The organism is Pseudomonas kribbensis, from assembly GCF_003352185.1.
Lineage (GTDB): Bacteria > Pseudomonadota > Gammaproteobacteria > Pseudomonadales > Pseudomonadaceae > Aquipseudomonas > Aquipseudomonas kribbensis.
The window spans coordinates 2,943,042-2,962,371 of the sequence record NZ_CP029608.1; the positions used below are offsets into that span (position 1 = coordinate 2,943,042).

18 protein-coding genes are annotated in these 19,330 nt (G+C 59.4%); 9 read left to right on the forward strand and 9 right to left on the reverse strand.

Going from position 1 to position 19,330, the window contains the following annotated elements; translation table 11 throughout:
- Positions 1-8 precede the first annotated feature (8 nt).
- Genes DLD99_RS13425 through DLD99_RS13450 form a run of 6 tightly spaced genes read left to right on the forward strand, consistent with a single transcriptional unit; the run spans position 9 to position 4,404 of the window.
- Complete coding sequence (locus tag DLD99_RS13425; protein WP_114882720.1) at positions 9-821, forward strand: aldo-keto reductase family protein; 813 nt, start codon at positions 9-11, stop codon at positions 819-821.
- Positions 818-1,375 carry a hypothetical protein gene (locus tag DLD99_RS13430; protein WP_114882722.1) on the forward strand — a complete coding sequence of 186 codons (558 nt, stop codon included), beginning with the start codon at positions 818-820 and terminating at the stop codon, positions 1,373-1,375. The genes DLD99_RS13425 and DLD99_RS13430 overlap by 4 nt, the downstream gene beginning before the upstream one ends.
- 41 nt (positions 1,376-1,416) lie before the next feature.
- Positions 1,417-2,031 carry a class I SAM-dependent methyltransferase gene (locus tag DLD99_RS13435; RefSeq protein ID WP_114882724.1) on the forward strand — a complete coding sequence of 205 codons (615 nt, stop codon included), beginning with the start codon at positions 1,417-1,419 and terminating at the stop codon, positions 2,029-2,031.
- A gap of 54 nt (positions 2,032-2,085) precedes the next feature.
- A complete protein-coding gene (locus DLD99_RS13440) occupies positions 2,086-2,529 on the forward strand; it encodes a hypothetical protein (RefSeq protein WP_162803478.1) in 444 nt (147 codons plus the stop codon).
- Between the two features lie 4 nt (positions 2,530-2,533).
- A complete protein-coding gene (locus tag DLD99_RS13445; protein ID WP_114882728.1) occupies positions 2,534-3,106 on the forward strand; it encodes a c-type cytochrome in 573 nt (190 codons plus the stop codon).
- Complete coding sequence (locus DLD99_RS13450; protein ID WP_162803479.1) at positions 3,106-4,404, forward strand: NAD(P)/FAD-dependent oxidoreductase; 1,299 nt, start codon at positions 3,106-3,108, stop codon at positions 4,402-4,404. Before DLD99_RS13445 ends, DLD99_RS13450 begins: the two co-directional genes overlap by 1 nt.
- 40 nt (positions 4,405-4,444) lie before the next feature.
- Here DLD99_RS13450 and DLD99_RS13455 read toward each other — a convergent pair whose 3' ends face one another.
- Complete coding sequence (locus DLD99_RS13455) at positions 4,445-6,436, reverse strand: methyl-accepting chemotaxis protein (RefSeq protein WP_114882732.1); 1,992 nt, start codon at positions 6,434-6,436, stop codon at positions 4,445-4,447.
- Between the two features lie 375 nt (positions 6,437-6,811).
- Here DLD99_RS13455 and DLD99_RS13460 point away from each other — a divergent pair, with 375 nt between their 5' ends.
- Positions 6,812-7,348: a hypothetical protein gene (locus DLD99_RS13460; RefSeq protein WP_114882734.1), complete on the forward strand. Its 537-nt coding sequence runs from the start codon at positions 6,812-6,814 to the stop codon at positions 7,346-7,348.
- A 37-nt stretch (positions 7,349-7,385) separates the two neighbouring features.
- On the opposite strand, the gene DLD99_RS13465 is transcribed toward DLD99_RS13460, so the two are convergent.
- From DLD99_RS13465 to DLD99_RS29215, 6 genes are all read right to left on the reverse strand, one after another.
- On the reverse strand, positions 7,386-8,306 hold the full coding sequence (locus DLD99_RS13465) for a GNAT family N-acetyltransferase (RefSeq protein WP_114882736.1): 921 nt from the start codon (positions 8,304-8,306) through the stop codon (positions 7,386-7,388).
- On the reverse strand, positions 8,306-9,595 hold the full coding sequence (locus tag DLD99_RS13470) for a phenylacetate--CoA ligase family protein (protein WP_114882738.1): 1,290 nt from the start codon (positions 9,593-9,595) through the stop codon (positions 8,306-8,308). Before DLD99_RS13470 ends, DLD99_RS13465 begins: the two co-directional genes overlap by 1 nt.
- The gene (locus tag DLD99_RS13475) at positions 9,579-12,029 is read right to left on the reverse strand and encodes an acyl-CoA reductase (protein WP_114882740.1); all 2,451 of its coding nucleotides are present in this window, start codon (positions 12,027-12,029) and stop codon (positions 9,579-9,581) included. Before DLD99_RS13475 ends, DLD99_RS13470 begins: the two co-directional genes overlap by 17 nt.
- Position 12,030: 1 nt before the next feature.
- Positions 12,031-13,161, reverse strand: a complete 1,131-nt coding sequence (locus tag DLD99_RS13480; protein WP_114882742.1) for a LuxE/PaaK family acyltransferase — start codon at positions 13,159-13,161, stop codon at positions 12,031-12,033.
- A 12-nt stretch (positions 13,162-13,173) separates the two neighbouring features.
- Complete coding sequence (locus DLD99_RS13485) at positions 13,174-14,427, reverse strand: MdfA family multidrug efflux MFS transporter (RefSeq protein ID WP_114882744.1); 1,254 nt, start codon at positions 14,425-14,427, stop codon at positions 13,174-13,176.
- A gap of 263 nt (positions 14,428-14,690) precedes the next feature.
- A complete protein-coding gene (locus DLD99_RS29215) occupies positions 14,691-14,828 on the reverse strand; it encodes a hypothetical protein (protein WP_167443772.1) in 138 nt (45 codons plus the stop codon).
- Between the two features lie 157 nt (positions 14,829-14,985).
- Here DLD99_RS29215 and DLD99_RS13490 point away from each other — a divergent pair, with 157 nt between their 5' ends.
- Entirely contained in the window at positions 14,986-15,174 is a 189-nt protein-coding gene (locus DLD99_RS13490) for a hypothetical protein (protein WP_085708192.1), read from the forward strand.
- Between the two features lie 18 nt (positions 15,175-15,192).
- Here DLD99_RS13490 and DLD99_RS13495 read toward each other — a convergent pair whose 3' ends face one another.
- Positions 15,193-15,570 (reverse strand): fe2+ zn2+ uptake regulation protein, encoded by a 378-nt coding sequence (locus DLD99_RS13495; protein WP_085708191.1) that lies wholly within the window; start codon positions 15,568-15,570, stop codon positions 15,193-15,195.
- A 298-nt stretch (positions 15,571-15,868) separates the two neighbouring features.
- Between DLD99_RS13495 and pvdQ the strand changes: the two genes are divergently transcribed.
- Complete coding sequence (pvdQ, locus tag DLD99_RS13500) at positions 15,869-18,211, forward strand: bifunctional acylase PvdQ (RefSeq protein WP_114882746.1); 2,343 nt, start codon at positions 15,869-15,871, stop codon at positions 18,209-18,211.
- A gap of 57 nt (positions 18,212-18,268) precedes the next feature.
- Here pvdQ and DLD99_RS13505 read toward each other — a convergent pair whose 3' ends face one another.
- Positions 18,269-19,270: a FecR family protein gene (locus DLD99_RS13505; protein WP_114882748.1), complete on the reverse strand. Its 1,002-nt coding sequence runs from the start codon at positions 19,268-19,270 to the stop codon at positions 18,269-18,271.
- Positions 19,271-19,330 lie beyond the last annotated feature (60 nt).

Consider the following 19,330-nt stretch of genomic DNA (forward strand, 5'->3'; position numbering starts at 1 on the left):
ACGCTCGAATGGAAAACTCACTGGAGTCCAACCCGAAAATCTATCTGGGCGATCGAGGCTTCCTCAAGCGCTATGGCAGTCTTCATACCCTTGATGAAACCCGGCACTGGTTCAGGAAGGTGGCTCAAGACAGCTGCCTCGGACTGGCCAGTGGTGACTGGCGAACCGCGATGGAAATCAATCGGACACTGGATCGCAACAGCGGCCGTCATCTCTACCATTCGCGTTTTCTGACCAATGCCCACGAAAAGCTTTCTGGAAGGCTGCTCGGTGTCAGCGAGTTACAGCGCAATGCTCGTCTATACGGTTGCTCTCGAGAGTTTCGTTTTTCGCCCGACTGGCGCCAGATCAATGAGGATATTGAAATCATCAAACGTTTCAGACCTCGGCGCGTGAGCATCGGTGGGGACTGGCTCGACATGCTGCTTGAGCAGGGACAGAACGCGTTGATCGAGGAGATTCTCCAATGCCTGCAGTCCTCCGTCGATGACGTCGAAATCGAATGGCTGATGCTGACTTTCAAACCCTCGCGACAAGCGCTGAGTCTTCTGGATCGATTCAGGTTCGACGGCGTACTGGCTCCTGTCAATCTTCTGCAACCGGACTGTAATGAGAACCGCGTCTGTCTCGATGAGATCAGGCGACACAGTGCTCTGTACGCCCTGCATTGTCTGGCTGGCGGTGTCATTCCCGTTATGCCGGCCATCGATTATGCACTCAACCATATGGGTGCGAGCGCCTGTGTGGTGGGGGCGGGCAAGTCGAAGCACATCATGGAGTTGATGAGGTGTGAAGCCCTGTATCGGAGAGCCTGCCCGTGATCGTGATACTCATGCGCGGTGCCACCCGTCTGGACCCTGATCTGGTAAGCGATGGATTTCGCGCCGTTGCCGCAGCACACCCGAAGGCATTGTTCATCTCGGGCGACTGTCGCTTTCATGAGCAAGGCTTGCGACTGGCGGCTGATGCAGGCCTGGAAACCTTCCGGCTGACAGCGCTTTACGACCCGGAGATCATTTTCGGGCCCTGTAAAGCCAACTGGCTGTTGAACGAGCATGCACGTTTGAACGGCGGGGACTCATTGGTCGGTACCTATCACAAATTTGCCTGCCAGTTACAAGGGGTGATCGAAGCCTGGCCGGGCAGAACCCTGGTGCTGTATTTCGATCTGTTGATGCTCGAAATGGCCATGGCGTTTCTCGCCGGTCAGGGGCTTTCCCTGCTCAGAGTTTTTTCGCTGTATCTGGATGAACAGGCGCTGGCGATTTTTACACGCGCTTCTTTTGGCGAGGGAGGCCAATGGGCGTTGCTGAAATCCAATGTAAAACCGGTGGATGCCTTTTTTGCGAAACCACCGCTCAGGCTTGTGACCTGAGTGTTTTCGATGACGGACGTTTCAATTGACAAGGAGTTTTCATGGATCCCCGAAGAACGGACTATCTGGAAGCTGAAGCACTGTACAGCGAACAGTCGCTTCGAATTGGCGAGTCGTATGTGATGCATGAATGGGAGCGTCCTCTCATTCGGCGCATGGTCGATGACCTGGCGCTGACGCATAAGGACGAAGTGCTGGAAGTCGGCTTCGGCATGGGCATTTCAGCGACCATGATCCAGCAGGCTTTACCTGCCCGTCATACTATCGTCGAGCCTCACCCCACGGTGCTTCAACGTGCGCGGGAGTGGAAGAGTGGACGCTTGGGCGTTCAACTTGTTCCGGGTTACTGGCAGAGCCTCGAGGGGACGCACAAGCGCTTCAGTGCCATCTTCTTTGACCCTTTCAGCGATGACATGGGCTCGGTGATCGAAGAGAACCTTGGTTTCATCAAGTTCGCCTCACAATCCCTGCTGAACGACGGCGGGCGGTTGGCCATGTTCTGTATTCATCCCTGGCTCGACGAACAGTATCAACAGCATATCTTCCGGTTTTATCGACGGGTCGAGATCAGCCCGGTGCACGTCAAGGTCAGGGAAACCGAAGACCCGACCCTCCAGTCGGAAGGGCGAATGATTTCGGTGATTCTGCACAAATGACCCCGGGTGCCGGGACAAGCCATCGGACGAACTTCAATTTTTACAGGTGAAATCATGAAAGCAATTCCAGCGATCTTAAGTATGGCGGGGCTGCTGTGGACCTTCGGTATACATCCGGCACTTGCAGAGTCCGCGCCTCCCGCCACAGGCGAAAGCAAAGCCATGACCATTGTGTTCGAGCCACCGAAGGGCAAGGAAAAGGAGTTTCTGGAGCAATTCGTCCAGTCCCAGGCCGCCTACATGAAAACCTATGGGCGCAGCGCCAATTCGGGGGTGAAAGTGATCAACCTGGTACCTACCGAACCGGGTGAGCCGCTGATCCATTTGATGATCTATCGGGACATGCATGCGTATGAACGGGCGAAGAAGATCTTCGCTTCCCGTGAATCGCTTTCGGGTTACATAGACGGTCATGTCAAAAACTACGGTGGCTACGAGATCCCCCGCGAGTATCTGGCCAGCAGCAAGGTATATCTGAGCAACGTGCTGACGGAGTAGGAGCATGCTGAAAACGATCGGCATGTTGCTTCTCTGCACGGTGCTGATGTCTGCGCCTGTCCTTGCACAGGCGCAGACCGAGCACCTGATGTACAGCAATGGTTGCGTGAATTGTCATGGCCTGCACGGGGTGCGCACCGGTGGAATGATTCCTTCGATTGCCGGACAGCCTGAGCAATACCTTTATCAGGTCCTGTCCGGTTATCGCGATGGCTCGCTCAAGGGCACGATCATGAATCGGGTCATGGAGCGTATGGACGGCGACAGGGTGAAAGCGCTGGCCGAAGGATTCGGTCGCATTGACGTTCGGACCGTACTGGTCGCGCCGGTATCGGAGCCAGTGGGTGAGAGGCACTATCTGGAACACTGCGCCGGCTGTCACGATGCTCCAACAGCCGGAGCGCCGTGGGTGCGGGGGCAGAATGTCGAATACACGAGGGCGGTCATCGATGACCTTCGAAAGGGACGACGAACGATGTCAGAGGAAATGACCAGGGCGGTCGCGGCGTTGAATGATGCCGAGCTGCAAAGTGTTCTGACGTATCTGGCTCAATGGACGCTGGAGCGCAGTCACTGATGAATGATCAGAGAAGACGCCTGCTCAAATGGTTGGCGACAGGCGTGGGAGTTTCAGCGATCAGTGCATTTGCGGGCAATGGCCGAAGCGAGCCGGGACGTCGAACCCGGGTCGTTGTGATTGGTGGCGGGTTTGCCGGAGCCACTTTCGCCCGTACGTTGCATCAGCTGGATGAGTCGATTCATATCGTTCTTATAGAGCCGAACAGGTTCTATCACTGCTGTCCGCTGGGGGCGGAGTTTCTCGTGGGCAAGCGCAGCGAGCAATCGTTGATGTTCGACTACGACAAGCTAGCGCGCAGCGGGATCGAGGTGGTGCATGAGCATGCGCTATCGATCAATGCGCAAGCGCGACAGGTGTCTACCCGCAGTGGAAGGATTTTCGGCTATGACCGCTGTGTGGTGGCTACCGGAATCGGCTTTCGCCATCACACGATTGCCGGGTATGACGCTGCTGCCGCAGAAATCTTTCCTCACGCATGGGCCGGAGGCGGGCAATTGCGCTTGCTCGGCCGGCAGCTGGCGGAAATGCGCAACGGCGGAACCGTGCTCATAGCGGCACCACCGGATGACTACCGTTGCCCGCCCGGTCCCTACGAGCGGGCGAGCCTGATTGCCGAATACCTGATGAGGCACAAGCCTGCTTCACAGCTGATCGTGCTGGATGCCAAGCATCGCTTTGCCAAACAGGCTCAATTCGAACTCGCATGGAAGCGTCTGTACGGTTACGGTTCAGCCGATAGTGTCATCCGCTGGATCGGTTCCAGAGAGGGCGGAACGGTGCGTGGGGTGGATGTAGCGAAACGGCGGGTGCTGACCGATGGCGGGCCGATGGAGGGGGATGTGATCAATATCATTCCCGCCCAGCGTGCGGATGATTTCAGTCACCGCAATGGTCTGGCGGCGGATCATGGCTGGTGCCCCGTTGACACTCAGACACTGGAGTCACTACAGGTGCCGGGGGTTCATGTCATCGGCGATGCGGCCTATGCCGAACGATTGCCCAAGTCGGCATTTGCCGCCACCTGCCAGGCGCGGGTCTGTGCGTTGGCCATTCACCATCAGTTGCACGGGCTGCCACTGCTTGAACCGCGATTCATGAATGTGTGCTACAGCTTGTGTGGTGATGATTACGGGATTTCGGTGTTTCTGGATTATCAACGTGATGCCGCCAGCAACATCCTGGAAGTCGAAACGTTGCGCGTGACACCTCTGGAGGCAAGCCGGGAGGACTACCGGCGCGAGGCAATGTCGGCCTACAGCATGTTCGACAGCATGGTCGAAGAGGCATTTGGCTGATGGGGTGACGAGGGAGTTTGTCCCTCGTCTTCTATACGGCTCAGTTGACCTTGAACCGTCCCATGATCGCACTCACCCGGCTGTTGGCTTCCAGCAGCTGGCGGGTATTGGTTTCACTGGCCTGACCGCTTTGTACCAGCTCATCCACCATGTGGCGGATCTGCACCATGCTGCGGTTGATCTCCTCGGTGACGGCGCTCTGCTGCTCGGCGGCCGTGGCAATCTGGGCGCTGAGGCTGTTGATATGGCTGACGGAACCGGCCATGTCATCGAGTCCGGTGGTGACGCGTGCGGTGGCGTCGGCAGCCGACTGGCAACTGGCCTGGGTGTTTTCCATGGCGCTGACCGACGAGCTCACGCCCTGAGTCAGGCGCGCCAGCATTTCGTTGATCTCCGAGGTGCTGGCCTGGGTGCGGGCGGCGAGGGCGCGTACTTCGTCGGCTACCACCGCGAAACCGCGACCCTGTTCACCGGCACGGGCCGCTTCGATGGCGGCGTTCAGTGCCAGCAGGTTGGTCTGGCCGGCGATGGCGCCGATCACACCGAGGATTTCGGTAATGCGCTGGGCGTCCTGCTGCATGTTTTCGACCTTGTGGGTGGCGCTGGCCACTTCATCGATCAGCGCGACGACGCTGCTGGTCGCTTCTCCGACCACCACCCGCGAACGGTCGGCGTTTTCGTTGGCACGTTGGGTAAATGCAGCGGTTTCGGCAGCATTCTGCGCGACGCTTTCGGCGGTCGAACTCATCTCGTTGATGGCGGTGACGGTCTGGTCGGTTTCCGAGGCATGGCGCAGCAGGATCTGGCTGGTGTGCGCCGAGGTGCGTTGCAGGTTGTCGAGGCTGGAAGCCATGGCGCCGGTGGCCTGGGTGACTTCGCCGATCATGTTCTGCAGGTAGGCGATGAAGGTATTGACCGAGTGACCGATTGCGCCGAGCTCGTCTTCGGCGCGTATGGTGATGCGGCGGGTCAGGTCGGCGTCGCCGCTGGACAGCGAATCGATGTTGGCCTTGAGCGCTTTCATGCGCGCAACCAGTTGGCGAATCACATAGACCTGCAGCAGCACCAGCAGGATCACCAGCGGAATCTGCAACAGGCTCAGGCTGCTGAGTACGTCGTCACGTTGCGCGGTGAGCATTTTGGTCGGCAGGGCTGTGGCGAGGAACCAGGGCGTGCCTTCGATCGGGCGCATGAAGAAGGTGCTGGCTACGCCGTTGTTGTCGAACTCGACACGCTGGGCCTGATCACGTTGTTGCAGCCCAGCCTTAACCTGGCTGGCGAATGGCGAACCGGCGGCCAGCTCGCTGATGTTTTTCAGCACGATCGGGCCGTTGATGCGCGAGCTGTTGCTGATGATCTTGCCGTCGGCCTCGACGATCAGCATTTCGGCGTTGAGGTCTTTTTCCTTGCGGGCCACCAGGTCGTTGAAAAAGCCCAGGGTCACGTCGATGGTCGATACGCCCCAGGTCGTGCCGTTTTTCTGGATGGCCATGGCGCAGTTGGTGCGCGGCTCGGCACTGGCATCATCTTTATAGGCGGCGGCCCAGGCGCATTGGCCACGCGGAGTCTGCAGGCCGCCCTTGTACCAGCTCTGGTCGTAGTAATTGGGGGCTGCGTCGCTGTTCCAGAATGTGTTCACGGCGAGCTTGCCGGAACTGTCACGGTGCCAGAAGGTGCTGAACTTGTTGCGTCCAGCCTCGCGTTGACCGGGTAACGGCCAGATACCGCCGCCGAACACTTTCAGTTCACCGTACTGGTCCACCAGCCCCGGCAGCACCGTATCGATGGCGGCGCTGTCGAGCAGCGGGATGGTCTGGGTGATGCTGCGTTGCTGCGACTGAACCTTGTTCAGTTCGCCCTGGATCTGTTCAGCGACTTCGGCGATGCGGTTGAGCACCACTTGCTCTTCGGTATGCCGCAGCTTGGGGGCGACCAGTTGACTGATACCCACCACGGTCAGGACCGACAGCAACAGGATGAACAGAACCAGAAACAACGTATAGCGAGCCTGAATGGTACGGAATGCGGGCATGGAGACCGGTCCTTCGTTTCTTGTTAGGGGCAAGGAGCAAAACAGTAGGGGTATCCCTTACGTATCGTCGTTGCGAGAGGAAGCTTTAGGTACTCACGTACTAAAAAGTGTTGAAACGAAGATCGGCAAGTAACAGGCTCGACACATTCAAACTAACCAGCCCGTTCGTTAGAGTAAAAAGTCGAATCAAGCCAGGCTCTTTAGAAGGCTCCAGGCCAGCGCCTGCGGGGATTCTGCGCATTTGTATCGAGAATGTACGAAATTTGTAAAAAAGTGAAAAACAGATTGGTGCCATCGGTTTGCCGGCCGATACTCCGGGCAATTCAAGACGTTCCACAAGGATATTTTCATGTTCTTCTCGCAAGGAGCACGCTCATGACCGTTGGTTATACCGGCGCCTGGCAGCCCAAGGCAGGTTTGTTGGTCCGCGATAATGCGCACTCGAGCAAACCGGTTTCGCAAAGTCTGAAGGTCAAGCAGATGCTGGCCAAGGTCGGCAACGATCCGACCGTACTCAATACCCGGGAGATGGATAAGCAGGGTATTCACAAGAGCATCAAGGGGTTTGACCCGGAAAACGTTACGCCCGCTCAATTGGGCAAGCTGAGTGATTTCCTGCGCAGCCGGGGGCTTATTTCCGAGATCACTTCGATGACACTGCTCAATGCCGGTGACAAGTTCGATCGTTTCGGCATTCAGAAAGACCCCGACACCAAATTCAATGCGCTGGAGTATTTCGCCACGCAACTGGACACGATCCAGAACAACAACCTGAAGGGCAACAAGTACGCCAACGGGCTGATCCCCGAGTACAAGAAAGCCATCTACGTACTGCAGAACCTGAAAGTCTACGGGCAGGGTGGTGATCGTCCGCCTCCGCCGACCGACAAAGGCGTCAGCGCCAAGGCATGACCCTGCAACGACAAGCCCCCGACAAGGGGGCTTGTCGTTATTGCGCCACGCTCGCCAGCTTCAGTTGCAGGTCATCCTGCAGTTGCTGCATCTGCGGGCAAATCAATGTCAGCGAAGGTGGTTTTGCGCCGCGATGAAACAACGCCAGCCATCCTGCTCCTCGTTCATCCGGCGCCAGTCCGCTGAACACGAAACCCGCCGTCGTCAGCACGTGGCAAGCGCTATCAAACCCCTGCGCCAGCCTCAGCCGGATTGAAATGAGCCAATGCACCGGCAGTTCCTGCAACTGCTTGAGCAAACAGCTATCAAGTGCCTTGAAAGTCCCTTCATATCGATCCCACCGCTGTTCAAGATGCACCGGTTCGCCCACCCATGGCGCGACCCTTTCCTGCGTCCCGAACACACTGCACATCTGCTGCATGAAGTCTCGACAGCTGTCGGGCCATGCCAGGGCTGGAAGCGGCCGCCGGTTTCCATCGATGGGCAGGTACCCGATGACGAGCGACTCCCGTGCCGAGGCGTCATGCGGAGACGGGACACCGTCGGGCAGCCATCCCGTATTGTGAAAGCCGAGGCCGGCTGCCATGCGCTGGGTGTAGGGGTGACAGGTCACCTGTTTGATCGTCACCCCCCGGCATCCCAGCGCCTGGGCATGGATCAACAGATGGTGGCCCAGACGGGTGGCAATACTCTGACCCCGGGTTTGCGGGTCAACCACGCTGAGTGCCAATTCTGCGAGGCGTGAGTCTTTGGCGCGAATCAATGCCGCGTGTCCCACTACATTATTTTCGGCTACCGCCACCAGCGAGTGCCAATGACCTTGCGCATGGTTGCGGTCAATCATGCAGGGCAGATAAACGTGGGCCTGGGCATAGAGATCGCCATAGATCTTGCGAAACAGCCTGCTCACGGCGTTTGCGTCGCCGTTGCGGTAGTTCCGCAGCGTTACGCGCTCCATCAGCGAAGCTCCGCACGGGGACTGTTGTAGACGCGCAGGTCCAGCACGCGCTGGCGCTTGCCGGAGCGTGGGTGGCGTGTCAGGTCTTGAACCGTGCAACAGTCAATCCGTAAATCCAGCAGATGATCGGCGTTCAATTGCGAAATCAACGGATAGCGCTTGATCAATGCGTTGCGCAGCATGCGCTCTGACTCCGGCGACGCGGATCGCACGGCATCTGGAGCCCATTTCAGGGTCAGGATGTCTTTTGTGCCGGTCTGCTCGATCACCAGTTGCCAGTCGTCACTGCGAGTAATGCGTTGCACGGCATTACCGATTTCATCAGGCAGTAACGTCAGAATGCCCACCCGGACTCGCTGGCTGTCGGCGCTACGGCCCATCAATGCGAATTTGCGTGCGGGGGTTTGCTCAACCTCTCGCCAGCAGGCGCGGTCGCCGACCGGGTAGCGAATCAACGGCATCAACCGCCGGGTGAGATTGGTCATCACCAGGCGTCCGGTGCGATCGCAGTCCTCGATGACTTCGCCGGTCTGCTCGTCGAGGATTTCCAGCACGCTGTGACCCTGGGGCATTCGATGTTCACCCAAGGCGCAGTCGGGATGACTGGCACCGATGAAACCGGCGTCGACACTGGCGTAACCCATGGACGCAACGAGTACATTGGGGAACACCCGACCGAGCAGTTGCAACTGCGCCGGGAACAGGCTTTCACCTGCATAGAGCAGGGATTCGACGCACTCCAGCCGCCGTCCCTGGCGCTCCAGCCATGCGGCAAAGGACAGCAAATGCGCGGGTAAACCTGCCAGCGCATTGATCCGGTGCCGGAAAATCGCCTCTGCCAGGACGGCCGACTCGACGTGGCCGGTGAAAGGAAACTCCACGATGCCCGGCTGTACATGGGCCAGGGCGTCGTGTGTGAAGATGAAACTGGCATACAGATCGCCGACGAAAAACAGGTTGGCGACCCGGTCACCCTTGTTCAACCGACCCTTGAGGCTGCCTGCGAAATCTTCCACCAGCGTTTGCCATTCACGGCGCTCGAAAACCGACAATTTGCCATCGCCGGTCGTCCCACCGGTCTTGAAGACCAATGCGTTGTCCAGGCCTGCGGTCAGCACCGGCCAGCGGTCGAGGTCGTGGCTGTCTTGCCAGTAGTGCGCAGGGTCAATGACCGGCAGTTCGGAGAGCGACGTTATCTGCTCGGGCACCTCGCTGAAGTGGCTGGCGTAAAAGCTTGAATGCTGACGCGCAAAAGCCACCAGCTCTTGCCAATCAGTTACTGGCTTCATGGTGTGCTCCTTGCAGAACGGAGGACGCGCGAACTCTCCGGTTATCGATCAGCAGCGGCGTCTTGCCGCTGTGTTTGTTTCGGGTGAAACCGTCGATGGCGCACATTTGTGCCTCTACCGTCAGCAGCCCGGTCTGCACGAGGGTGGCCAGCGTCGGGTAGCCCAGCAATCGTTCATGTACCTCGTGGGGTTCGAGCTCACTTCGGACTTTCATGCATTCGAGCCCGTCGGGGGCATGTTCGAGGATCACCTGGAATTCGCTCTGCAGGTGCTGCGCCAGCTGCGACAGACAGATGAAATCCGTGCCGATGCGCACCAGCCTGCCATGGCGCTGAAGCAATTCGAAACGGGGCGTCGTCAGGCCGCAGCCACACTGTCCGGGCACCCAGCGACCGCTGTCACCGACGTCATAACGCTGCACGTTCTGACCTTGCCGTTCGATGGAGGTGAACACCAGGCGACCGGTTTCGGTGTCATGGACAGGACGATCGGCCTCGAACGCGACAATTTCCAGGTGCTGGATATCGCTCAAAAGATGAAACACACCGTCGCCGGTGGCTGAGCACGCGTGACCGAGCGGGCCGGCGTCGACGCTGCCGTAGATCGCCGAGCGGATCAGGCTGACGCCGCAATCCTGCAGCAACTGGCGGCTCTGTTCGCCGAGGTGCTCGCCGCCCAGAAATACTTTTTCGACTCCGCCATAGGCGCGCAGACGCGTTTGTTCGTTGAGGAACAAGCGGTGCAGGGTACTCGGCATGCCGATCAGCGTGTTTACCCGCTGATCGACGATCAATTGCGCAATCTCCCGGTAATCGTCATCGGCCGGGGCACCCATCGGCAGGTGTGTGACGTCCAATTGTTCCAGCACGTTGGAGAAGCTGAAAAAACCACCATACAGACCGCCGCTGAAAAACAGGTTCATCACGCGGTCCCGGCTCGGATCGAGTCCGGCGGCGAACAGACCGTCGGCGGTAGCGCGCATCTGCCGGTGGAAGTCGCGATAACTGAAACCCGAGAGCGCCGGTACACCGCTGCTGCCACCGGAGCGGAAATACAGCTGGGCTGAAGGGTTGATCGGCCGTGCGATGAAATCTTCCTTGCTCATGATCGGCAGGTTCGTCACGCAGGGCGCAATGGCTGAGCCGTTGAGCGAGGCGTGAGAGGGCAGCTGTGTCGGAGGCAGGCTTACCGAGACTCGCCGGCTCAGGCGCTGCAAGGCGTAGACACCGTCATGCGGTTCGCCTTCGTAGCCATCGTGAATCGCCTCAATCGGGGCAATCCGGGTGACGCCGGCGGCGATCAGGCGCCGTGAAAGCGCTGCAATCCGCTGTTCCGGGCAGATCAGGGCGCAGCTTTGCAGCACGTTTCGCCATGGCAGTAACGTCTCGACCAACCGTGCGTGCGGCAGGGGCTTGAGCAGCAGGCTGCGAAACAACGGTGAAGGCTGCAATGACTGGTCGTGGGTCCAGATCACCCGCCAGCCCGGTGTTGCCCAGACTTCGCCAGCCACCTCGGTAAAACTGTGCGTGAGCCGAGCCATGGCCGTATCGGTGGTGATTTGCGAGGCTTCCTGTAGGGTTGGCGGCAAGGGCGGCCATTGTCCCGCGCGGCGTTCGAATGCTTCGGACAGGCGTAAACCGATTTCACGCAGTACGGCCGGGTCGTCGCTGTCCACCAGCACCCATTGCGGGCTGGAGCAGGCTTGCTGATCGAGTCGGCAGACTTCATCCACAACGTCATCCAGTATCTGTGGCGAGACGGCGTCCGGGGTCAGATAAACGAAGCTGATGCGATGTCCCCAATCGATCCAGCGGCACCCGGCGGGAATCTGTTCACGGATCGCTTGTAGCGCCGATTCACCACCCCAGGCCGAGACACCGTTGGCCCATCGGCACAACTGGCCGATTTGTGCGGTGGTCGCTGGAACGACAGCGACATGCCCGGCCAGTTGGCCGCTGGGGTCACATTGCGTCAGCGCATGGAGCAATTGCGCGGTCAGACCCTCGTCGCTGCTGCTGGGGCGCAGCCAGTTGACGTTGCCGGCCAGCAGGCTCTCGATTACCGCACAGAACGCCAGCAGTGTCGCGTTGCCGGGGGTGATGTGAACCACCAGGCCCAAGGGGCTCCAGCGCTCGAAGCGTGGTTGGCGATAATCGGGGCGGCGCAGCGCAGCGGGTTGATCGCCCAGCTCACGTTCGAGTTTGCGCAACAGCCCTTGCGGTTGGCAGAACTCGATCAGCGACTGGCGTTGTCCGGCGTCGAGTGGCAGGGCCAGCGTGCTGTCGCCCAACCGGACGGCAAACGCGGCCGCTGCCTGGATGACCGTCCCGCTGTGCAAGGGCAGGTTCAGCTGAAATGGCAGCGTCTGGCGCAGTTGATCCAGCGCGGCATCAAGGCTGAACTCATCGTGAAGTTGTCCATTGATCAGGTACATATCAGTGTCTCCCCAGCAATTCGGAAGCCGCCATGGCGCAGCTTCTGCCGGCGTTGGTGGCGGCGCGGCCATGCAGTTCGAACCAGTCGCTGTTCAGGCCGCAGCCGCAGCTCGTGCCGGGGTGCAGGGTGATCAGGTCGCTCATGACGACGGCATGGGCCGGGCTCGAGGAAATATAGGGCGAGACCGCACTCAGCAGGCCCGGCCGGCCATAAGGCAGAACGGAGAAATCGGAAGGGTTGCGCACAAACACCTTTGAATAGACGGGGACATGGAAATGATGGTGAGCGCACTCGAAGTAAGGCACCGGGTGCTCGACCGCGCCGTAGCCGTCGCGGCAACGGGACGGTTCGATCCCGAGTTGGTGATGGATACGCTCGTACAAATGCTTGCGAGGGATTTCCTGCGCTGCGCTGGTTTTCCAGCCGCCGCCAAACAGCGCCAGTGAATCCGTTGCCAGCTGCAGATTTGCCACTGCGGTGGCCTGCATGCGTTGCAGGGTCTGCCAGAGAAACGCAGGGAAACCGATGATCCGCACCGGCAGGCCTTCTTCGGCAAATGACTGTAGGGCCGAGATCACGCCGAAGCCGTCGAACTCGTGGCCGCCTCCGGTTCGTCGCAATGCGTAGGCCACGCGGTTGACCGGAGCGAACCGGCACAGGAACTGATCGGTGAACGACGTGCCCAGGGTGATGCTGGCTTCGGGCTCGTAGCTCAGCAGCAAGTAGTTGCACGGCGTTTGCGGACTGTCCCAGTCATAGTGGTGGAAGATCCGTTCGACCATGTATTGAGCGGCGGCCAGACTGCGTTCGTCATAACGCATGCGGCTTTTCTGGCCGCTGGTGCCGGACGATGTCAGTTCCAGTGCGTCTGCGCCGGTCGGGCTGAGCAGTTGTTGCTGTTTGAAAAAACTGGCGAAGATCGGCGGCAGTCGCGACCAGTCGTCGAGGCTGTCCGGGTCTGCCACGTTCAGTCCGTTGGCCTTCAGCCAATGTTCATAACCGGGCGTGTGCTCGCTGTGAAACCGGCTGATTTCGGCCATGGCCCGATCGAAAAGCCCTGCCGGCACGGATTCCGGACAATAGGGTTGCGTCAACGCACAGAGTGCGTCGCTATGGGGGAAATGGAACATCAGGCGTCCTTGTTATTGATGTGGCGAGGAAGCGGTTTCTGCCGAAGCGTTTCGAAGAAACCGGTACAAGAGGGGCAGGCTCGACAGCCCGCCCACGGCCGCCCAGAGGGCGAAGGATTCGAGGCGGGCACCGCCGCCGATGGCTGCGATGAGTGAACCGCCGGTGCCCATCATGGCAATCGAGATCATGCCCACGGCTGCCGAGACCAGCCCCTTGCTGTCATCGCTGGAAAACAGCGCCAGCCGATACAGCACGGCATTGCTCATGCCCAGGCCGACGGCATAGAGCACGAGGCCGGCAATCAGCACACCGAGGGATACGCCGATCAGCGCGCCAGCCAGCAAGATCAGCAACCCGAGGCAAAACGGCCAGAGCGCGAGGCCAATCAATTGCGGCAGCCTGCGTGAGGCCAGCAGTCGGTCAAGGATCAGATTGCCGGCAATGACCGCCGAAAAGATCGGGATCTGCCACAGCGCGTACTCTCGCGTCGACAGGCCAAGCCCCTGGATCAGCAACAGTGGCGCGAGCCCGATCCAGGCGATCAACGGCAGGCTCATCAGCCCGAGCGCAAGGCTCGCGCCAAGGAACTCGGAGTTGCGCAGCAGCGCCAGGTAGCGACGACGGGTCTCTCGCCAGGACAGCGGAATCGGAGCCTGTTGGCCGCCATCACGGCGAACCACTCCGATGGTTTCCGGCAGGCAGGCATAGAGCCCGATCCATGCGATAGCGGCAGCCAGCCCCAGGGCCAGAAACAGGTCGCGCCAGCTCATCCACTCCAGCAACAGGCTGCCGAGCAGCGGCCCCAGCAACGGTGACAGCAGTGCGATATTGCCCAGCAGCGCCATCAGCCGCACGGCATCGGCTTCAGAGAAGACTTCCTGGAGCACGGGATAACTGACAGCGACCACGAACCCCAGTCCCATGCCTTGCAACAGCCGTAATGCGTTGAAGACTTCAATACCCGGGGTGACGATCGCCGCAGCGCAGGTTACTGCGAAGAGCGCACAGCCGACGAGCAATACGGGGCGACGGCCAAACCGGTCGGACAGTGGTCCGATCAGCCATTGCAGGCAGACGCCTCCGATCAGATACAGATTGAAAGCATTGGGAATATGCAGTGGATCGGCGCCGAGGTCTTCGGTGACGGTGAGCATGGCCGGCATGATCATGTCGCTGGCCATGTAGGTCAGCCACTCGAACAGCGTGATGGCCAGACAGAAGCCAAGTGTTTTGAGCAGGGAGATATCGATGAGTGTTCTTTGCATGCGCTTCCATGGCCTTCAAAGGGGAGAGCGCAAAGGGTAGGGGCGAAGGGGGAGTGTTCCTACGTCATTGCTGCGACGTTGTATGTCGCAGGTTTGCAGGATATTGCCGACGGCGGATTACTTGCTGATGTTGGCGAAACGTCCGACATTTTGAGGGGGAACATATACGGAAAATGCCCACATCCTCGTGGGCATTTTTCACAGGCATTCAATCAAATGTTGCATTTGAAGAGACGATTGTCAGTGCTCTTGCGATGTCGGATTTACCGATGTTGGTAGTAACCAGGGCCTCCGCCGTAATAGCGATGATCGCCATGCCAGCCGCCGTGGGGGAAAATGATACAGCCGCTCAGCGTGAGCAGCGCCAGAACTGGAATCAGCCAGGTGATTCGACGCAGCATTTCAAAAGTCCTCATGGTTAACGCCGTATGGAGTCAAAACTCTTCATCGGCTGTAACATGTGACCTCGTTTGCAGCGGCGCATCCCCGTGACACGGTATGCCCATGGCATGAAAGCCGATACAAACCCGATACATTTCAAAGTTTCAGGAATTCGCAATGACTCAGTCGCAACGTTTGAAGTACTCGATTCTGATCGCCCTTACCGTACTGGCGATCATGTTCGGCCTGTCCTGGTTGCAGAATGCCGGGATGATCAGCCAAAAAGTGTTCCAGTACATCGCCATTGGCGTGGCGGTGGTCGTGGTGGTGATCAACGGTGTGATGCGCCGCAAGGTCAAACCCTGACGGCGCTCGAGAAGGGAATCAATCGCTGTTGAGGACGGCGGCAGCCTGTGGATGCAGGCTGTAGCTCTTGTCGGCGTTGAAGGTGATCACACCTTCGGCGCACAAGCGCTTCAAGACTTCGCGCACGCTGAGAAAGGACAGCGGAATGCCCAGTTCCAGCAATTGGCTGTGGACACCGCGCACACCCAGGCTGCGCTCGCTTTCGGCGGCGACCAGCAGGGCATCGATGACTTTCAGGCGAATCAGGCTGGTGCGCAGGCCGAAGCTCTTGAGCAGCAGGCGAATACGTTCATTGCCGTGGCGTTCGACTCGTGGTCCGAATACGCCGGCGTGCGAACCCATGGAAGCTCCTTGTGGTGCCTGGCTACCGTCCGATGGTAGTTGCGGGATGTACATGCGATTTCTCCTTTTCAGAGCCTGATCAGGAAGGGTTATGGGTGCTCTCTCTAAACAAGACGTATCAGCCCGACAAATCATGAAGCGAAAAATGTAGAAAATTTGTCGATGATTCGTCTTTTCTCCGTGATCCGGGCTTTAAACGGTCTGGTAATCCCCTAAATTTTTTTTCATCGGTTTCGTTTCCCGGTCAGGCTCATTGCGCGTGGACGCGTGGGTGATTTCAGGGCGGGGCTGCTACGCATGGCTTTTCGATCACGGCGCGCTCCGCTCTCAGGCATTTCGATCAGGAGCGAACGTGATTATTTCCAGGCAGTTAACCGGGCTGACCCTTGCCGGCATGTTTCTCGGGCTGAGCCTGTCGGCGCAGGCGTTCAGTCCTTCCACCCAGGCCGGAGCCGACATTCGTCGCACGGGATTTGGCGTGCCGCATATCCGCGCCGAAAACGAACGCGGCCTCGGATTCGGCATCGGTTATGCCTATGCGCAAGACAATCTGTGCCTGCTGGCTAACGAGGTCGTCACGGTCAATGGTGAGCGGTCGCGCTACTTCGGGCCCGATCAGTTGACGGTCGAAGAGCGTGAGAACCGCGTCAGTGATGTGTTCTTTCAATGGCTCAATACCCCTCAAGCAGTCAGCGCCTTCTGGCAGGCGCAGCCGGTCGAAGTGCGTGATCTGGTGGAGGGTTATGCCGCCGGCTACAACCGCTATCTGGCCGAGCGTCGCCAGCAAGGGCTGCCGCAACAGTGCCAGGGCGAATGGGTGCGTGATATTGCGGCCGAGGATCTGGTGAAGTTGACGCGCCGGTTACTGGTCGAGGGCGGCGTCGGTCAGTTCGCCGAGGCACTGGCCGGGGCCACACCGCCGCAAGCCACTGCACAAAATCCAAGCCACGCCCGCGCCTATGACCTGGCCGCCACGCGCCTGCAACGTTTCGCCCTGGACCGCGGCAGTAACGCGGTGGCCGTGGGCAGCGAACGTTCCTTCAACGGCCGTGGAATGTTGCTGGCGAACCCGCATTTTCCGTGGGTTGGTGGCATGCGGTTCTATCAGATGCATCTGACCATTCCCGGCAAACTGGATGTGATGGGCGCGGCGCTGCCGGGGCTGCCGATGATCAATATCGGTTTCAACCAGCACCTGGCCTGGACCCACACCGTTGACTCTTCCAAACACTTCACCCTGTATCGCCTGCAACTCGATCCGAAGGACCCGACCCGCTACCTGCTCGATGGCAAATCGTTGCCGCTGAACAAGCAGACGGTGACGGTGCAGGTCAAACAGGCGGACGGGCAGGTGACGCCGGTATCGCGCGATATCTACAGTTCGCAGTTCGGCCCGATCGTGCAGTGGCCGGGCAAGCTCGACTGGGACAACCAGTACGCCTACAGCCTGCGCGATGCCAACCTCGACAATGATCGTGTGCTGACGCAGTGGTATGCGATGAACCGCGCCGTCAACCTCAAGGACCTGCAGGATTCGGTGCACAAGATCCAGGGCATTCCGTGGGTCAATACCCTGGCGGTGGATGACCAGGGGCAGACGCTGTATATGAACCTGTCGGTGGTGCCGAACGTCAGTGCCGACAAACTGGCCAAGTGCAGCGACCCGCGTATCGGCCTGCAAATGATCGTCCTCGACGGTTCCAACAGCGCCTGTGCCTGGGACATCGATCCGCAAGCGGCGCAGCAAGGCATTTACGCGTCGAGCCAATTGCCGCAATTGCTGCGCAAGGATTTCGTCCAGCACTCCAACGATTCGGCCTGGCTGGCCAACCCGGCGCAACCGCTGACCGGTTTCTCGCCGCTGATCAGTCAGGAAGGCCAGCCACTGGGGCTGCGCTCGCGTTTTGCGCTGGATCGTCTGGCGACCCTGAGCAAAAAAGGTTCGGTGTCGGTGCAGGACCTGCAACACATGGTGATGGATGATCAGGTGTTTCTGGCCGCTCAGGTGCTGCCGGATCTGCTGAAATTCTGCGCCTCGCAAACCAGCGCCGAGGCCGCATTGAAATCGGTGTGCAGCAGTCTCAAGGCCTGGGACGGTCGGGCGAACCTGGATTCGGGAATGGGCCTGGTGCATTTCCAGAACATCATGCAAGCCTTGCAGAAATCGCCGGCAATCTGGCGTGTGGCATTCGATCCGAAGGACGCGCAGCACACCCCGCGCGGACTGGCGACTGAAAAAACCGAAGTGGCCAAGGCGTTGCGCGAAGCGATGCTGGCGTCAGCGGAGTCGGTGGGCAAAATGGGCCTGACCGCACAAACCCGCTGGGGCGATGTCCAGGTGGTCAGCAGTGGTGGTCAGCAGACGCCGATCCATGGCGGTCCGGGTACGCTGGGGATCTACAACGCAATCCAGAGCGTGCCCCGTGAGGACGGCAAACTCGAAGTGGTCAGCGGGACGAGTTATCTGCAGGTGGTGACGTTCGACGACAAGGGCCCGCACGCTCAGGGCCTGCTTGCGTTCTCGTTGTCCAGCGATCCGGCGTCGAAGTACTCGCGGGATCAGACCGAAGCCTTCTCGAAGAAACAGTGGAGTGCACTGCCTTTCACCGAACAGCAGATCAAGGCCGATCCGCAGTATCAGGTGCAAAGCGTGCGTGAAGAACTGGATAAGGCAGGAAAGGTAGCAGCGCAGTAATCAGTCGTCACGATGTCGCAACAAGCACTGAAGGCCGCTCCCGCAAAGGGGCGGCCTTCAGCTTTTTGGCGGTTGCTGCGGCATCGGATTGATCACCGGATTGCCGTCCTGGTTGCGGGTGATGAACACTGGCAGGACTTTGGGCATCGAGCCGGCGAAGCTGTTCAGCTCTTTGATGTTGTAGATGCCGCCGACCCGGATCGACCCCGTGGCGCTATCGGCCAGCATCAGCGGTTTGTCCAGGTAACGGTTGATCAGTGGCAGGGCTTCGTTCAACGCCAGATTGTCGAGGATCAGCTTGCCGCTGCGCCAGGCCAGCGAGGTATCGCTGGCGTAGGTCTGGCTGATTTGCGGCATGTAGTCGCCGTGCTTGTAGCGAGCCTGCATCGAAGGCCCCAGACGCAGGCCGTCACCGGACAACTGAGTGTTGCTGGTGACCAGCACGGAACCCTCGACCAGATTGACCTTCACCTGATCTTCATACATCCAGACGTTGAACCGGGTACCGGTGACGCGAATTCTGCCTTCAGCCGCCTTCACGATGAACGGGTGGCTCAGGTCGTGGCTGACTTCAAAGAACGCCTCGCCCTTTTTCAGGGTGACGCGGCGCTCGTCCTTGTAATTGCTGAAGGTCAGATCGGTATAGAGGTTCAGCTCGACCTGGCTGCCATCGCTCAAGGTGACGTGGCGGACGTTGTCGGTGGCCGCGAAATGCTGATAACTGTTGGGTAGCCAGCCAAGGTTCCATCCGGTCCAGGCCGCCAGTGGCAGCGCCAGCGCGCAAACGGAGGCGGCTGCCGCATATTGACGCCAGGTCCGGGCCGGTGGGCGGATCGGTACGATTACCGCTGGCTCCGGGCGCGGCAGGTGCTCGGCGACATCCCAGATTTCCAGCATGGCCTCGTATTCGAACGCGTGCAGCGGGTGCGCGTCGCGCCATTGCTCGAATGCCAGCCGTTCCTCGGCGGTGCAATCGACGGCGTGCAGGCGCATGCACCAATGCGCAGCGGCATCGGTGATCGCATCGTATTCGGCTTCGGAAAGGGTGTTCTGGGTCATTGACTCGTCCTGATTTGCTGCATTCTAACCTTGACGGGAAGGCGACGAGAACCGGGGTCA

Excerpts from the sequence above, each read along its gene's own strand:
- DLD99_RS13450 (WP_162803479.1), top strand. The coding sequence starts at position 3,106 with ATGAATGATCAGAGAAGACGCCTGCTCAAATGGTTGGCGACAGGCGTG.
- DLD99_RS13455 (WP_114882732.1), bottom strand. The coding sequence starts at position 6,436 with ATGCCCGCATTCCGTACCATTCAGGCTCGCTATACGTTGTTTCTGGTT.
- DLD99_RS29215 (WP_167443772.1), bottom strand. The coding sequence starts at position 14,828 with ATGCTGCGTCGAATCACCTGGCTGATTCCAGTTCTGGCGCTGCTCACG.
- DLD99_RS13460 (WP_114882734.1), top strand. The coding sequence starts at position 6,812 with ATGACCGTTGGTTATACCGGCGCCTGGCAGCCCAAGGCAGGTTTGTTG.
- DLD99_RS13435 (WP_114882724.1), top strand. The coding sequence starts at position 1,417 with ATGGATCCCCGAAGAACGGACTATCTGGAAGCTGAAGCACTGTACAGC.
- DLD99_RS13480 (WP_114882742.1), bottom strand. The coding sequence starts at position 13,161 with ATGTTCCATTTCCCCCATAGCGACGCACTCTGTGCGTTGACGCAACCC.
- DLD99_RS13505 (WP_114882748.1), bottom strand. The coding sequence starts at position 19,270 with ATGACCCAGAACACCCTTTCCGAAGCCGAATACGATGCGATCACCGAT.
- DLD99_RS13440 (WP_162803478.1), top strand. The coding sequence starts at position 2,086 with ATGAAAGCAATTCCAGCGATCTTAAGTATGGCGGGGCTGCTGTGGACC.
- DLD99_RS13425 (WP_114882720.1), top strand. The coding sequence starts at position 9 with ATGGAAAACTCACTGGAGTCCAACCCGAAAATCTATCTGGGCGATCGA.
- DLD99_RS13495 (WP_085708191.1), bottom strand. The coding sequence starts at position 15,570 with ATGTACATCCCGCAACTACCATCGGACGGTAGCCAGGCACCACAAGGA.
- DLD99_RS13475 (WP_114882740.1), bottom strand. The coding sequence starts at position 12,029 with ATGTACCTGATCAATGGACAACTTCACGATGAGTTCAGCCTTGATGCC.
- DLD99_RS13445 (WP_114882728.1), top strand. The coding sequence starts at position 2,534 with ATGCTGAAAACGATCGGCATGTTGCTTCTCTGCACGGTGCTGATGTCT.
- DLD99_RS13485 (WP_114882744.1), bottom strand. The coding sequence starts at position 14,427 with ATGCAAAGAACACTCATCGATATCTCCCTGCTCAAAACACTTGGCTTC.
- DLD99_RS13470 (WP_114882738.1), bottom strand. The coding sequence starts at position 9,595 with ATGAAGCCAGTAACTGATTGGCAAGAGCTGGTGGCTTTTGCGCGTCAG.
- DLD99_RS13465 (WP_114882736.1), bottom strand. The coding sequence starts at position 8,306 with ATGGAGCGCGTAACGCTGCGGAACTACCGCAACGGCGACGCAAACGCC.
- DLD99_RS13490 (WP_085708192.1), top strand. The coding sequence starts at position 14,986 with ATGACTCAGTCGCAACGTTTGAAGTACTCGATTCTGATCGCCCTTACC.